The sequence below is a fragment of the Burkholderia sp. Nafp2/4-1b genome (assembly GCF_003635165.1).
Taxonomy (GTDB): domain Bacteria; phylum Pseudomonadota; class Gammaproteobacteria; order Burkholderiales; family Burkholderiaceae; genus Burkholderia.
The window spans coordinates 1-13173 of the sequence record NZ_ML058609.1; the positions used below are offsets into that span (position 1 = coordinate 1).

The 13173-nt window shown below is 63.6% G+C and carries 10 protein-coding genes; 5 read left to right on the forward strand and 5 right to left on the reverse strand.

Going from position 1 to position 13173, the window contains the following annotated elements; genetic code table 11:
* Window positions 1-84: 84 nt before the first annotated feature.
* Together C7H84_RS19745 and C7H84_RS19750 are read right to left on the reverse strand one after the other, a co-directional pair.
* Window positions 85-954 (reverse strand): DMT family transporter, encoded by an 870-nt coding sequence (locus C7H84_RS19745; RefSeq protein WP_121860376.1) that lies wholly within the window; start codon window positions 952-954, stop codon window positions 85-87.
* A 334-nt stretch (window positions 955-1288) separates the two neighbouring features.
* Window positions 1289-1474, reverse strand: coding sequence for a hypothetical protein (locus C7H84_RS19750; RefSeq protein WP_006752380.1), 186 nt, complete (start codon window positions 1472-1474; stop codon window positions 1289-1291).
* 216 nt (window positions 1475-1690) lie between these two features.
* Between C7H84_RS19750 and C7H84_RS19755 the strand changes: the two genes are divergently transcribed.
* Both C7H84_RS19755 and C7H84_RS19760 read left to right on the forward strand, forming a co-directional pair.
* Window positions 1691-2449, forward strand: coding sequence for a DeoR/GlpR family DNA-binding transcription regulator (locus C7H84_RS19755; RefSeq protein ID WP_121860377.1), 759 nt, complete (start codon window positions 1691-1693; stop codon window positions 2447-2449).
* Window positions 2450-2553: 104 nt separating this feature from the next.
* Window positions 2554-4377, forward strand: a complete 1824-nt coding sequence (locus tag C7H84_RS19760; protein WP_121860378.1) for a phospholipase D-like domain-containing protein — start codon at window positions 2554-2556, stop codon at window positions 4375-4377.
* A 124-nt stretch (window positions 4378-4501) separates the two neighbouring features.
* Here the strand turns inward: C7H84_RS19760 and C7H84_RS19765 are convergent, their stop codons facing one another.
* From C7H84_RS19765 to C7H84_RS19775, 3 genes are all read right to left on the reverse strand, one after another.
* On the reverse strand, window positions 4502-5176 hold the full coding sequence (locus C7H84_RS19765; RefSeq protein ID WP_121860379.1) for a TetR family transcriptional regulator: 675 nt from the start codon (window positions 5174-5176) through the stop codon (window positions 4502-4504).
* Between the two features lie 118 nt (window positions 5177-5294).
* A complete protein-coding gene (locus C7H84_RS19770; RefSeq protein ID WP_121860380.1) occupies window positions 5295-6563 on the reverse strand; it encodes an FAD-binding oxidoreductase in 1269 nt (422 codons plus the stop codon).
* A gap of 134 nt (window positions 6564-6697) precedes the next feature.
* Window positions 6698-8182: an amino acid permease gene (locus tag C7H84_RS19775; RefSeq protein ID WP_346428387.1), complete on the reverse strand. Its 1485-nt coding sequence runs from the start codon at window positions 8180-8182 to the stop codon at window positions 6698-6700.
* A gap of 751 nt (window positions 8183-8933) precedes the next feature.
* Between C7H84_RS19775 and C7H84_RS19780 the strand changes: the two genes are divergently transcribed.
* The 3 genes from C7H84_RS19780 (at window position 8934) to C7H84_RS19785 (ending at window position 13170) form a co-directional block, all read left to right on the forward strand.
* Complete coding sequence (locus C7H84_RS19780; RefSeq protein WP_121860382.1) at window positions 8934-10445, forward strand: aldehyde dehydrogenase family protein; 1512 nt, start codon at window positions 8934-8936, stop codon at window positions 10443-10445.
* Window positions 10446-11334: 889 nt separating this feature from the next.
* Window positions 11335-11907, forward strand: a complete 573-nt coding sequence (locus C7H84_RS36475) for a hypothetical protein (protein WP_162999322.1) — start codon at window positions 11335-11337, stop codon at window positions 11905-11907.
* 681 nt (window positions 11908-12588) lie between these two features.
* Window positions 12589-13170: a hypothetical protein gene (locus tag C7H84_RS19785; RefSeq protein ID WP_162999323.1), complete on the forward strand. Its 582-nt coding sequence runs from the start codon at window positions 12589-12591 to the stop codon at window positions 13168-13170.
* Window positions 13171-13173: the final 3 nt, after the last annotated feature.

Genomic DNA, 13173 nt, shown 5'->3' on the forward strand with positions numbered 1-13173 from the left:
CCCAGCCCAGCCCAGCCCAGCTCCAGCTCCAGCTCCAGCTCCAGCTCCAGCTCCAGCTCTAGCTCTAGCTCTAGCTCGCCCCGATCAGCGCCTTGCGAGCACGACACCCACCAGCGCGAGCGCAAAGCCGGCGAGCTGGACGGTCGCGAGCGTTTCGCCGAACAGCAGGTAACCCTGCAGCGCGGCGAGCGGCGGCGCGAGGAACAGCAACGACGTCGCGCGCGCCGCGTTGCCGCGCCGCAGCATCCACATCAGCATCGTGACCGCGCCGCCGGACAGGAACACGACGCCCCACACGAGCGAGATCCACAGCGCCGGCGCGCCGATCCAGCGCGTTTCGTGCAGCAGCACGACGAAGACGGCCGCGACGATCGCCGCGCCGAGGTTCTGCACGGCGACGGCCGTGCGCAGGTCGTTCTGCGCGAGCTTGCCCTTCTGGTACAGCGAGCCGGCGGTGATCGAGCCGACCGACAGCACCGACACGGCGACGACGAACCACGCGGGCGCGGCGCCCGGCGGCGGCGCGACGCCGCCCGCGACCTTCGGCGCGAGCACGAGGGCGACGCCGGCGAGCCCGAGCGCCATCCCGAGCCAGCCGCGCGCGGGCAGCCGCTCGTTGAACAACGGCACGGCGAGCACGGCGGTGGCGAGCGGCTGCAGCGCGCCGAGCAAGGCCATCACGCCCGCGTTCAGCCCTTGCGCGACGGCCCAGTAGCTGGCGCCGAGATAGACGCCTTGCAGCAGCGCGCCGGCGATCAGATGCCGCGGCCATTCGCGGCGGGCCGGCCACGGCGCGCGTGCGACGAGCGCCACCGCGCCGAACAGCGCGGCCGTCCCCGCGAAGCGCGCGAGCAGGAACAGGTTCGGATCGGCGTAGGGCTTGATTGCCCGCGCGACGATGAAGCCGGTGGACCACAGCGCGACGAAAGCCGCGGCGACGAGCGAGGTAAACATGCGGAGCGGGCCGCGATACGGCCGGACGAATCGTGAAGTCGGTCAGTATCGGGCGAAGCGGTGCCGGCGTCTTGTCGGATTCTGCATTCGCTCACGGCGTGTGTGGAAGGCGTGCAGCGGCGATGCCCGGTGCGCTGCGTTCGCTGCTTTTGCTGCTTCGGCTCAACCGGCGGCAAGCGAGACAAGCGAGACAAGCGAGACAAGCGAGGCAGGCGGCGACCGCGTACGGAATGCATCGCGAGCGTGGCCGCGTACCGGCCGTTCGGATATCGGCGCACGGGTTGAACCGGCCACAGCATGACCGCGCGCCGTGGCGCGCGCCACGGAACGGAGTTCAGTCGAGCGAGAACGTGTCGAGCGGCTGGTTCGCGCGTGCGTCGGTCGCGAAGCGCGCGGCGAGCTGTTCATACAACCGGCGCGCCTCGTCGAGCGTCAGGTCGATCCAGTACGGATCGCCGGCGCCGTCGTTGAGTCGTTCCGGCGAAAACTGGATTTCGAGCACACTGCCTTTGCGATACATTGCGCAAGCTCCTTGATGGTCTGTCGTTCGGCGAAGCGCAGAGTGTAGCAACCGCATGACGCACCGATTCGCGCGCATCGGGCAATACAGAATTTCGTGTTCGTGTACCGCGGGTGAACCGCGGCCGCCGCCCACCGCGCCGTCGTCAAATGGCGGTCAAACGGCCGTAATACAATGGTCGGCTTACCCATTACCACTCGCCTCGGGCGCATTGCGATGCTGGCGGAACAACGTCATCAATACATTCTGTCGGAGCTTGGACGATCGGGTGCGCTGTCGGTCGCCGAACTCGTGCGCTCGCTGGACGTGTCGCGCGAGACCGTGCGGCGCGACCTGAACGCGCTTGCGGCGCGCGGCCTGCTCGTGATGACGCACGGCGGCGCGCTGGCGGCGGATCGCCGCGAGCCGAGCCTGTCCGAGCGTGAAGCGGCGAATGCCGAAGCGAAGCGCACGATCGGGCGGCGCGCGGCCGAATTCGTGCCCGACGACGCCTCGGTACTCATCGACTCGGGCAGCACGCCGCATGCGGTCGCGCTCGCGCTGGCCGACCGCCATCGGCTGTCGATCTACACGAATGACTGGCGCACCGCGTTCGTGCTCGCGCGGCGCAACGGCAATCGCGTGACGCTGCTCGGCGGCGAACTGTCCGACGACGAGGACGCGACCTTCGGCCTCGACACGATCCAGCAACTCGCGCAATACCATGTCGATTTCGCATTCGTCGGCGCGGGCGGCATCACGGCCGACGGCGACTGCACCGACTACTCGCGGCTTGCCGCCGAAGTGCGCAGCCGGATGATCGCGGCGGCCGGCACGGCGATCATCGTCGCCGACCATTCGAAGTTCGGCCGCGTGACGCCGGTGCGGATCAACGGCACGGCGGCCGCGCGCTACCTCGTCACCGAACGCACGCCGGACAAGGCCGTGCGCCGCGCGCTGAGCGCACGCGGGATCGAACTGCTCGTGTGCGACTGACGCGGCGCCGACACACAACGTTCATCGAACGGTCATCGCGCGGGAAGAACCGCCGCCGACACTGACCCATTCTTCTCGACCGGCCGGCGCGCCAGGAGCAAAGAATGACCGTCAGCGTACGCAGCTATCTTTCCCCGACCCTGGTCCTGCTGGCCTTCGACTGGCCCGATGCGGGTGCGCGCACCGACTTCCTCGGGTTCGCGATCCGGCGCACGCCGGGTTTCTGGTCGGCCGACGGCAGGACGCGCGCGCCGAACAGCTGGCTGCCGAACCGGCTCACATTCGATGGTCCGGCGGCCGATACGCAGGGCGATGCGCCGACCGATCAGGCGCCGATCCAGAAATTCATGTGGTGGGACGCACGCATCGATCCGCAGGATCGCGGTGCGTCGTTCCGCTACGACGTCTACCCGGTCGTCGGCACGCCGGCGAACCTGCAGGTGCTCGAGGCGCAAGCCGGCGTGTGCGACGTGGTGCTGCCCGCGCACATCGTCGACGGGGTCGGCACGTGGTTCAACCGCGCGGTGGTCAGTTCGCAGGCGTTCGCGAAGCAGGTAGCGGCGCTGGGCCTCGCGCCGAATGCGGCGCCGAGCGCGGCTCAGGCGCTGAAGCTGCGCACGTGGCTCGCGAACGACATGGAACAGGTGTTCGCGGAAATGCTCGGCCCCGCGTCGCGCGCGGTGTCGGCCGTCTATCACCTGACCGACCCGCTGTGGGCACTGCCCGCGTTCGAGGCATTCGGCCGCCAGCACGGCGAGGCATCGCTCGCGATCGTCTACGACGCACACGCGACCGCGCGCAAGGGCAAGCCGGCGCTGCCGTCGCCGAACCAGCCGGCCGTCGACGCATTGCAAGGGCTGGCGACGCTGGCGCCGCGCGACCGGACGCACATCATGCACGACAAGTTCATCGTGACCGACACGGCCGACACTGCAGCGAACGCTGCGCCCACGCGCGTGCTGACCGGTTCCGCGAACTTCACGACCGAAGGGCTGACGGAACAGGCGAATGTGCTGCACGCATTCGATTCGCCGGAACTCGCCGCGCTGTACAACGCGCGTGCGCATGCGCTGGCCGCGAATCCGCCGATCGCGGAGACGGCGCGGCTGTCGCCAGGCTGGTCGGCGCCGCTGACGGTCGGTAGCGCGCAGGTGCGCGTCGCGTTTTCGCCGGAGCCGGCCGGGCAGCGCACGGAAATCGATACGATCGTCGCCGCGATCGCGGCCGCACAGCATTCGGTGTCGTTCTGCCTGTTCATGCCGACCGACGCGGCGCTGCGCGACGCATGCTTCGCCGCCGGCGACCGCGGCCTGATGATGTTCGGCCTGGTGAACCGCATCAACGTCGGCAGCGCGACGAAGGCCGATGCCGCGCGGCACGACGGCCAGTCGCTCGACGCGGCGACGCTCGCGAACCTCGAGCTGTACCACCGCCAGCGCGATCGTCGCGACGTGATCGATGCCGCGTATTTCTCGCCGGCAACGGTGCCGCAGGGTTTCGAGCCGGAGCTGCGCCTCTTTCCGGGCGAGCCGGCGCCGGCCTATCCGCCGGTCGTGATCCATCACAAGTTCATCGTGATCGATGCGGAAGGCGCGAACCCGATCGTCTATACGGGTTCCGCGAACATGAGCCGCAATTCCGAGCAGTACAACGACGAGAACCTGCTCGAGATCCGTGATACGCGGATCGCCGCGATCTATCTCGCGGAATTCCTGCGGCTCTACGAGCACTACCGCGCACGGGCGCTGTCGATCGAGACGAAGCAGCGAGGCGCCGGTTCGCATCGGCAACTCGCGCTCGCGCCGGATGCGAGCTGGGCGAAGAAGTACTACGTGGCGGGCAGCCCGGAAGAGAAGGCGCGGATCGCACTGGCGTCGAGCGTGCCGGCCGACGCGATGGTCACGGCCGCCCGGCGTCGAGTGGCTTGAGCGGACGGACGCCGCGTGCATCCGGCTCATGCCCGTTGCACGCGGTGCGGTGTCGTTCGGGACATGTGCCGGACGGCGAGTTCATCGCTCGCCAGCCGGCCTTCGGTGGAATGGTGCCGTGGGCTTATGCGGCGACGTAGCGCAGCACGGAGTCGGCGATCGTCTCGCGATGCCGCGCGCGCAGGCGCGGCGCCGACGGATCGCGGCCGAACGCGGCACCGAACGTATAGCGGTTCGATACGCGATGGAAGCAGAACGAGCTGATCAGCAGGTGCAGGTCGAACGCGTCGATGTCCTTGCGGAACGCGCCGCTCGCCGCACCGCGCTCGAGCAGTTCCTCGAGCGTCTTGATGATGCTGACGTTGCGGTTCTTGAACGACTTCAGTTGTTCGAGATACTTCGCGCCGTGGATGTTCTCGATCGACACGAGGCGGACGAAGTCGCGATGCTTGTCGTGATAGTCGAACGTGAATTCGACGAGCCGTCGCATGCCTTCGCGCGGCTCCATGTCGCCGACGTGCAGTTCCTGCTCGAGTTCGCGGATGTCGCCGTACACCTTCTCCAGCACGGCCTCGTACAGGCCTTCCTTGCTTTCGAAGTAGTAGTAGAGCATCCGCTTCGTCGTGTTGGTACGCTCGGCGATCGCGTCGACGCGCGCACCGGCGAGGCCCATCGCGGAAAATTCCTGCGTGGCGACGTCGAGGATGTTGCGCTTGGTTTGCTCGGGATCGTATTTGCGCCGCGCATCGGTCGCAAGCGCGCGGCTTTCGGACGTGGCGGCCTTGCTTCCAGCTTTCATGTGACTTTGTTGTGGGTTCGCGGCGGCATGGAGAAACCATTCTAGCATGCGGGAAATCCCCGCCCGGCCGACCTTCCGCTCTAATCGGCCGCGCGGTTTCGACTGCTGTCCGTGTCGCTCAGCGCCGGCACGACGCGAGCGCGTCGCGGGCCTGGTATGCGGTGTACGTGAGTTGCGCGGCCGCGAGGCCTGCAAGCCCGAACGTACGCGTGAGCCCGAACGCGGCGAAGCCTTCCGGCACGGGTCGTTCGCCCGCCAGCGCGGCGGCGAGCGCTTCGCCGGCGACGGTGGTCGGCGCCATCCCGTGGCCGCCGAACGCGATCGCGTGCCACACGCCGTCCGCATCGCGGCCGATCTGCGGCATCTTGTGCCGCGCATAGCTCATCAGCCCGCCCCACGCATAGTCGACCTTCACGCCGTCGAGCTGCGGATATACGCGCAGCAGGTCGCGTCGCAGCAAGCGGGCGATCGCGTCTGGGCCGCGGTCGAGCACCGAGATGCGGCCGCCCCACAGGATCCGCGTGTCCTTCAGCGGACGGTAGTAGTCGAACGCGAAGCGGGTATCGTAGATCGCGTACGGCGCATCGATCGCATCCGGCAGCCGCGTGCCGAGCGGTTCGGTCGCGATCACGTAGGTCGCGATCGGCAGCACCGCGCGCTCGATGCGCGGCGACACGCCGCGCGCATAGCCGCCGCCCGCGAACACGACGTCCTTCGCGCGCACCGTGCCCTGCGCCGTGCGCACGACGTAGCCGGCGCCTTCGCGTGCGATGCCGAGCGCGGCCGAGCGTTCGTACACGCGTGCGCCGCCGCGCGACGCGGCCGCGGCCACGCCGAGCACGTACTTGAGCGGATGGAAGTGGAACGCGTTCGGCTCGAACAGGCCGCCGTAATAGCGCTGCGTCTTGAGCCGCGCGCGCAGCGCGTCGGTTGCGACCGGTTCCCAGTCGACGTTGAATTCCTGCTTCATCAGCGTGCGCACGCCGTCGAGCCGCGACGGATCGTCGAACCAGTTCGCGAGCATCACGCCTTCGTCGACGATGTCGCAGTCGATGCCGTAGCGGGCGATCCGCGCGCGGATCAGGTCGACCGCATCGACGGTGAGGCGATACAGCCGGCGGCCTTCGTCGCGGCCGAGCGTGCGCAGCAGATCCGCGTTGTCGAGGCTGTAGCCGCCGAACACGAAGCCGCCGTTGCGGCCCGACGCGCCGAAGCCGACCCGTTCGCCGTCGAGCACGACGACATCGTGCACGCCGCGCTCGACGAGGCCGAGTGCCGTGCAAAGGCCGGCGAGGCCACCGCCGACGATGCAGACCTGCGTGTCAATCGTGCCGGTCAGTTGCGGGTAGGGCTGGCGGGTAACGGTGGCTTCGTAGAAGTTCTGCATGCGGGTTCGGTGACTCGTAACGACGAAAAAACGGGCGGCGCGCGTCGATCTTGCCTGAACGCGCGCGCCGCGTCGAATGGGGTTTTCTTTGCAGCGGTCGCCGGGTTGGGGCGGCTTGCGCTGCGCGACGGGCGTCAGGCGCCCGGCGTCGGGTTGGCCGGGCTGGTGATGTAGGCCGGATAGCCGGCGTCGGCCTGTTCGGTAGCGTCGGGCGTTGCGTTGCGCTCGATCCACGGCGCGATTTCCATGTCCTCGTAGCGCACCAGCCGGCATTTGCGCACCAGCGCGTAGCCGAGCCAGATCGCGAGGAAGAACGGCAGCCCGATGTAGGTCGCGGCGATGCCGGCCCAGTCGATCTTGTCCGCGAGGAACGCCTGGTAGTCCTGGCCGAGCGCGACGATGGCGCACAACGCGAACGCGAACAGCGGGCCGAACGGGAACCACTTCGACCGGTACGGCAGTTGTTCGAGCCGGTAGCCCTGCTTCAGGAAGCCCTTGCGGAAGCGGTAGTGGCTGACCGCGATGCCGAGCCACGTGATGAAGCCGGCCATGCCCGACGTGTTGAGCAGCCACAGGTAGACGGTTTTGTCGCCATACAGCGACGTGAGGAAGCACAGTGCGCCGACGGCGGTCGTCGCATACAGCGCGTTGCGCGGCACGCCGCCCGGCGACACCTTCGCGAACAGCTTCGGCGCGCGGCCTTCGACCGCGAGGTTGTAGAGCATCCGCGTCGACGCGTACATGCCCGAGTTGCCGGCCGACAGCACGGCGGTCAGGATCACCGCGTTCATCACGCCGGCCGCGAACGCGAGGCCCGCGTGGCGGAACACCAGCGTGAACGGGCTCACGCCGATGTCGGTCACGTCGCTTTTCAGCAGGCTCGGGTCGGTGTACGGAACCAGCACGCCGATCACGAAGATCGCGAACACGTAGAACAGCAGGATGCGCCAGAAGATCTGGCTGACCGCGCGCGGGATCGTCGTGCGCGGGTTCTCCGATTCGCCGGCCGCGACGCCGATCATTTCGGTGCCCTGGAACGAGAAGCCCGCGATCATCGCGACGCCGAGCATGGTTGCCCAGCCGCCGGCGAACGGCGCGTCGCCGATCGTGAGGTTGCTCCAGCCGGCGCTCGGGCCGCCCTGCATGATCCCGAAGATCATCAGCAGGCCGACGCCGACGAACGCGAGCACCGTCAGCACCTTGATCAGCGCGAACCAGTATTCGGCTTCTCCAAAGCCGCGCACCGACAGCGCATTGAGCGCGAAGATCAGCGTGAGGAAGATCGCACTCCACCAGACGCCCGGCACGTGCGGGAACCAGTAGTTCATCACGAGCTGCGCGGCGACGAGTTCCACCGCGAGCGTCACGGCCCAGCTGTACCAGTAGTTCCAGCCCAGCGCGAAGCCGAAGCCTTCGTCGACGAATTTCGAGCCGTAGGTCGCGAACGAGCCCGATACCGGCATGAACGCGGCCATTTCGCCGAGGCTCGTCATCAGGAAATAGACCATCAGGCCGATCATCATGTACGCGAGCATCGCGCCACCGGGGCCGGCCTGCGAGATCGACGCGCCGGACGCGACGAACAGGCCCGTGCCGATCGAGCCGCCGATCGCGATCATTCGCAGATGGCGCGCCTGCAGGCTGCGGTGAAGGGACGGCTTCGCGGGCGGCGAGCCGGACGGACGGGGCGAGTCGGTGCGGGCATCTGAATGCATGGCGGGTGCTGGGCGCTGTCTCCGGGATTGTTTTTTGGCTACGAAGTGCGACGCGTCGCCGGCCGCGCAGCGGTGGTGCCAGCGGGACCGATCTGGATCGGTCGGGCCGCGGTCGGTCGGGCCGCGATCGGTCGCGCCGCGATGCGTGTCGCCTTCGTCTGTCCTGCGGCCGCTGCGGGCGGCCGTCGGTGGGCCGGGTGCGGTGCACCTCGACGTGGCCCCGATTGTGGGTGCGCGCCGCGGGGCCGGCAAACGATTTTTCCGCACAGGGTGATGCAGCTTTGTCATCAAGTGGGAGCACGGCCGCACACGCCACGGTGGCCCGGCTACCGGCCATGGATACGTCCCATACTCGCGTCGAACCAGGCGGACTCGTCCGGCCCGGTTGTTGCGTTTTCGGAATGAAGTCGTGAGTTAATATCAATAGCGGCCCGGCTTGTGGCCACCGACAATGTGTCTCATGGATCGTGCCTTGCGAGGCGGGTGCGCGCCGTCCGGCCGGGCTTCCGGCGGCGGCGCGGCGCGATGCGCCGTGCGGCGCACCGGGCCTGCCGCGCTGCGCATCCGCTTGCACAGGGCGCGCTAACGCGCTCCAATCGAATCACGCGGGCGGCGTCGCCGCCGCACCGATTAATCTGTCCCTGAAGAGGAAGTGATGCAATTCAACGATATTCTTGCCGCGCTCGACATCGATCTCGCCCAGTGGAAAGGCAATGCGCTGACCGCGCGTTCGCCGCTCGACGGCGCGACGCTCGCGACGCTGGCGGTTGACTCGCCTGCCGACGCCGAGCGCAAGATCGACGCCGCGCACGACGCATTCCTCAAGTGGCGCACGGTGCCGGCACCGGTACGCGGCGAACTCGTGCGCGTGTTCGGCAACGTGCTGCGCGAGCACAAGGCCGAGCTCGGCCGCCTCGTCACGCTCGAAGCCGGCAAGATCACGTCGGAAGGCCTCGGCGAAGTGCAGGAAATGATCGACATCTGCGACTTCGCGGTTGGCCTGTCGCGCCAGCTGTACGGCCTGACGATCGCGTCGGAGCGTCCGGGCCACCGGATGATGGAGACGTGGCACCCGATCGGCGTGTGCGGTGTGATCTCGGCGTTCAACTTCCCGGTCGCGGTGTGGGCCTGGAATGCGGCGCTCGCGTTCGTGTGCGGCGATTCGGTCGTGTGGAAGCCGTCTGAAAAGACGCCGCTCACCGCGATCGCTTGCCATGTGCTGCTCCAGAAGGCGCTCCGCGAGTTCGAGAAGACGCATCCGGGCGTCGCGCCGGCGGAGCTGAGCCAGTTGGTGCTCGGCATGCGCGATGTCGGCGAGGCGCTGACGGCGTCGAAGAAGGTGCCGGTCGTCAGCGCGACGGGTAGCGTGCGGATGGGCCAGGAAGTCGCGAAGGTGCTGAGCCAGCGCCTTGCGCGCGGCATCCTCGAACTTGGCGGCAACAACGGGATGATCGTCGCGCCGAGCGCGGATCTCGACCTCGTGGTGCGCGCCGTCACGTTCGCGGCGGTCGGCACGGCCGGCCAGCGCTGCACGACGCTGCGCCGCCTGATCGTGCATCGCAGTCTCGTCGAGCAACTGCTGCCGCGCATCGAGAAGGCTTATGCGTCGGTGAAGGTCGGCAACCCGCTTGAAGAAGGCACGCTGGTCGGCCCGCTGGTCGACCGTGCGTCGTTCGACGCGATGCAAAAGGCGCTGGCCGATGCACGCGAGCAGGGCGGCGAAGTGAAGGGCGGCGAGCGCGTCGACGTCGGTCACGCGGATGCGTACTACGTGCGTCCGGCGATCGTGCGGATGCCGAAGCAATCGGCGGTGGTCGAGCGCGAGACGTTCGCGCCGATTCTCTACGTGATGGTCTACGACAACTTCGACGATGCGATCGATGTGCACAACGCGGTGCCGCAAGGTCTGTCGTCGGCGATCTTCACGAACGACATGCGCGAGGCCGAGCAGTTCATGTCGGCAGCGGGCAGCGATTGCGGGATCGTCAACGTGAACATCGGCACGAGCGGCGCGGAAATCGGCGGCGCGTTCGGCGGAGAGAAGGAAACGGGCGGCGGCCGCGAGTCGGGTTCGGATGCGTGGAAGGCTTATATGCGACGCGCGACGAACACGATCAACTACAGCCGGCAGTTGCCGCTGGCGCAGGGGGTGAAGTTTGATGTTTGATGCCGGGGTGGGATTGGCGTGTTGTTGACGCTGATTTCATCGGGCGACTGATGTCGCGTTGTTATCGCTTGAAACGGGAAAGCCGGCCATGAGCCGGCTTTTTTGTTTTCCGGTGCGGTGATTGACTGGGACGGGTGGCTTCGGGATGTTTTCGCGTGAGTGGATTCGTTGATAGCGTGTCGGAGATAAGTAATCGTACAAGTACGGAATTTTCGCATTATTTTTGATGTTTCGTATGTGTATGAAAATAAGGCGATTTCTTGTTTTCTTTCAATTCTTTCTATATCTTCATGGCATTGAGTCTGATCAGTGACTAGTGTGATTTTAGGATTCTGTTTGGTAACGTTCCGACACATTGATTAGGTATACGTATGAAATGGCGGCTGGAATCAAGAGGCCATAGACGCGCTAGCGGGCGCGAAGAGGAGGCACGCCGTCGGCCGCTATTGATTGTGAAAGAAGGAGGCACTGGGCCTCGAAATATCCCTTCCTTCTTGATCGAGTTATCGTCGAAGTCCCGCACTAACGACTTTGCATCTCGCGGGCGCGCTGATTGCGTTGTTTTTTCTATGAGTGGAACTTTGTGGCGATAAGCCGATCGCGCATTTTGCCGAGTTTGATCGGGCCGTTTCTTGCGGGTGGAGCTGAGGTTATCGCTATCGAGGCTGGCCGACTGCGATTTTCATTGCATTGCGCTGCACTTTATTTGTGAAGATGAGTAGATCGTGACAGGTTCTGAGCTTGGCAGATGGAATGTGCTTGGTTCGGTGAGGGGCCAAAATCGCGCCGCATAAAACGACTACCTCGTGGCTATATTTGATTGGTTATCTATGTGAAATGTGAGTGCAAATAAGGATAATTCGCGATTTTTAATCGCAGGGGGGGCTCAGTGTCGGTAGATTGGGGTGTTATGAGGGGCGTTTTTGTTTTATTAATGCTTCAATTTATTTTATCAGCTTGCGTCATTAATTCCGTGAGGGATCGCCCTGTCAGATCGCAAAAAAGCTTTCTGATCGATATCAAGATTGTTGTGGATTCTGGCGATCTTGAAAACGTTGAATTCGTTAGGGATAAGCTACGGATTGACTGCGGTATTGGCCAGAAGGAGCCAGTTCGAGATAGAGAGGGGACAATCAAAGGGTATGGGGTCGATGTGAAATGTACTGCATCCTCTAAAGAATACGAGAAGGAAGGAAATTTTTATTATGGGCTGTTTTGGCCCGCCGGGGCGGATTTCTATAGGGCCGGATTGTCGCTCCCAATTGATGGTAAGGCGATATGTGTCACTCCGTACGATCTTCTCGAAGTGTTTGGTGATGTTGAAAAATATCCGACTTCTCATTGGAATTCGTGGTCGTATATGTATAAAAAAGATGGCATGAATTCAAGGGTGGTTTTTTCGATTGACAGAGGTGGCTGTGTCGGTGGTGTTTATATTTCTATGAATCGAGAGAGAAGGTGAGCAGAATGGTGGAGATTCTCGAGTAGATATTCGTAAGAATTGATGAAATGCATGGCGTATCTGATCGACGATAGGTGATGCGAAAATACTTGCGAACACATCCAGTTGTTTTCAGAAGTGCTGGTGATGGTGTCGTTGAAAAAAGTCTCGGCGGATTGCGGATTTTGTGTTATGCGTTCGCCGCATATTTCCGGTTGTCAATGAGGCAATGGAAAGTTCCACTTTCCCTGGCGTGAAGGGTGTCTATTTTTCTATTGTGTATGCGCTCTTGTCTGTGAGGATATTTGATTCGGCTCGCGCTTTCTATGTGGACAGAGGCTATGCGATGGCCGTAATAATAAAATCATTTTTTGAAGAAGTGATTTTTTGTCGGCCGGGGTGGTGTTTTTCTCTGCTTTTGGGGTGGTTGATGTGTTGTTTGGGCGGCCGTGCTACGAAATAAATGTTCTTGCGATTTCAGAATCTAAATTTTGCTCGGATTGATTGATCCTATATTTGCAGGCGGCGCAGAAGGATTCGGTGTGGCGGCGCGTCTTGCGTGGATGTTCATCTTTCTTTAGCGGGTGTTTTTAAAAACAAGGAGGTAAGAAATGGCGTGGAATGAACTCGAAAGTTGGGACGCGATTTGGACGGCAGGCGAAGGTGTTAAGACTGCGCTAAAAAAAACCGCCGGTGTGGGCAGTGGAAAATAACGGCGCGGAACCCAGGGACGTCCTCGGTTTTATGATCGAGATCTATCGCGTGAATCCAGCGCTCTTGGTGCTGCACCTTGCTGGCGCGTTGATCGCATGGTTCGCGCCGGACGATGCATTAACGCGTTGGCCATATCTGCGAATTGTAGTGAAAGGCATTGGGGAAATATTCCCGCTGGTTTTTAATGCGATAAAGGAATCTGAATTTCCGGATATCACGGCGCTTTATTTTGCGCTGATGTTGATCGCGGTTCCGCTTAGATTTTGGGTTGCGATTCGTATTTGTTGCTCGTATCGAGATCGGGTCGTAAATCAGTACTCGAAATTTTCGTTTGCAAGAAAAATTTACTCGGTGACCGTTGTTTTTGCATTTGCAGGAATGGGGTTGTTTTCGCTTTTCATTGCTGGTTATTATTTTGAGTGGAATTTCGTGGCGGTAAGTCGATCGCGCCTGTGGTTGGGATTTATCGGACCGTTGTTTGCCGGCGGCGCTGATATTACGGCAATTGCTGTTGGCTCAGTCGTGATTTTCATAACGTTGCGCAACAAATTTACGCGCAAAGAGGAGTAGAAC

Coding starts and splice junctions, on each gene's coding strand:
- C7H84_RS19745 (WP_121860376.1), bottom strand. CDS start 954: ATGTTTACCTCGCTCGTCGCCGCGGCTTTCGTCGCGCTGTGGTCCACC.
- C7H84_RS19750 (WP_006752380.1), bottom strand. CDS start 1,474: ATGTATCGCAAAGGCAGTGTGCTCGAAATCCAGTTTTCGCCGGAACGA.
- C7H84_RS19755 (WP_121860377.1), top strand. CDS start 1,691: ATGCTGGCGGAACAACGTCATCAATACATTCTGTCGGAGCTTGGACGA.
- C7H84_RS19760 (WP_121860378.1), top strand. CDS start 2,554: ATGACCGTCAGCGTACGCAGCTATCTTTCCCCGACCCTGGTCCTGCTG.
- C7H84_RS19765 (WP_121860379.1), bottom strand. CDS start 5,176: ATGAAAGCTGGAAGCAAGGCCGCCACGTCCGAAAGCCGCGCGCTTGCG.
- C7H84_RS19770 (WP_121860380.1), bottom strand. CDS start 6,563: ATGCAGAACTTCTACGAAGCCACCGTTACCCGCCAGCCCTACCCGCAA.
- C7H84_RS19775 (WP_346428387.1), bottom strand. CDS start 8,182: ATGATCGCGATCGGCGGCTCGATCGGCACGGGCCTGTTCGTCGCGTCC.
- C7H84_RS19780 (WP_121860382.1), top strand. CDS start 8,934: ATGCAATTCAACGATATTCTTGCCGCGCTCGACATCGATCTCGCCCAG.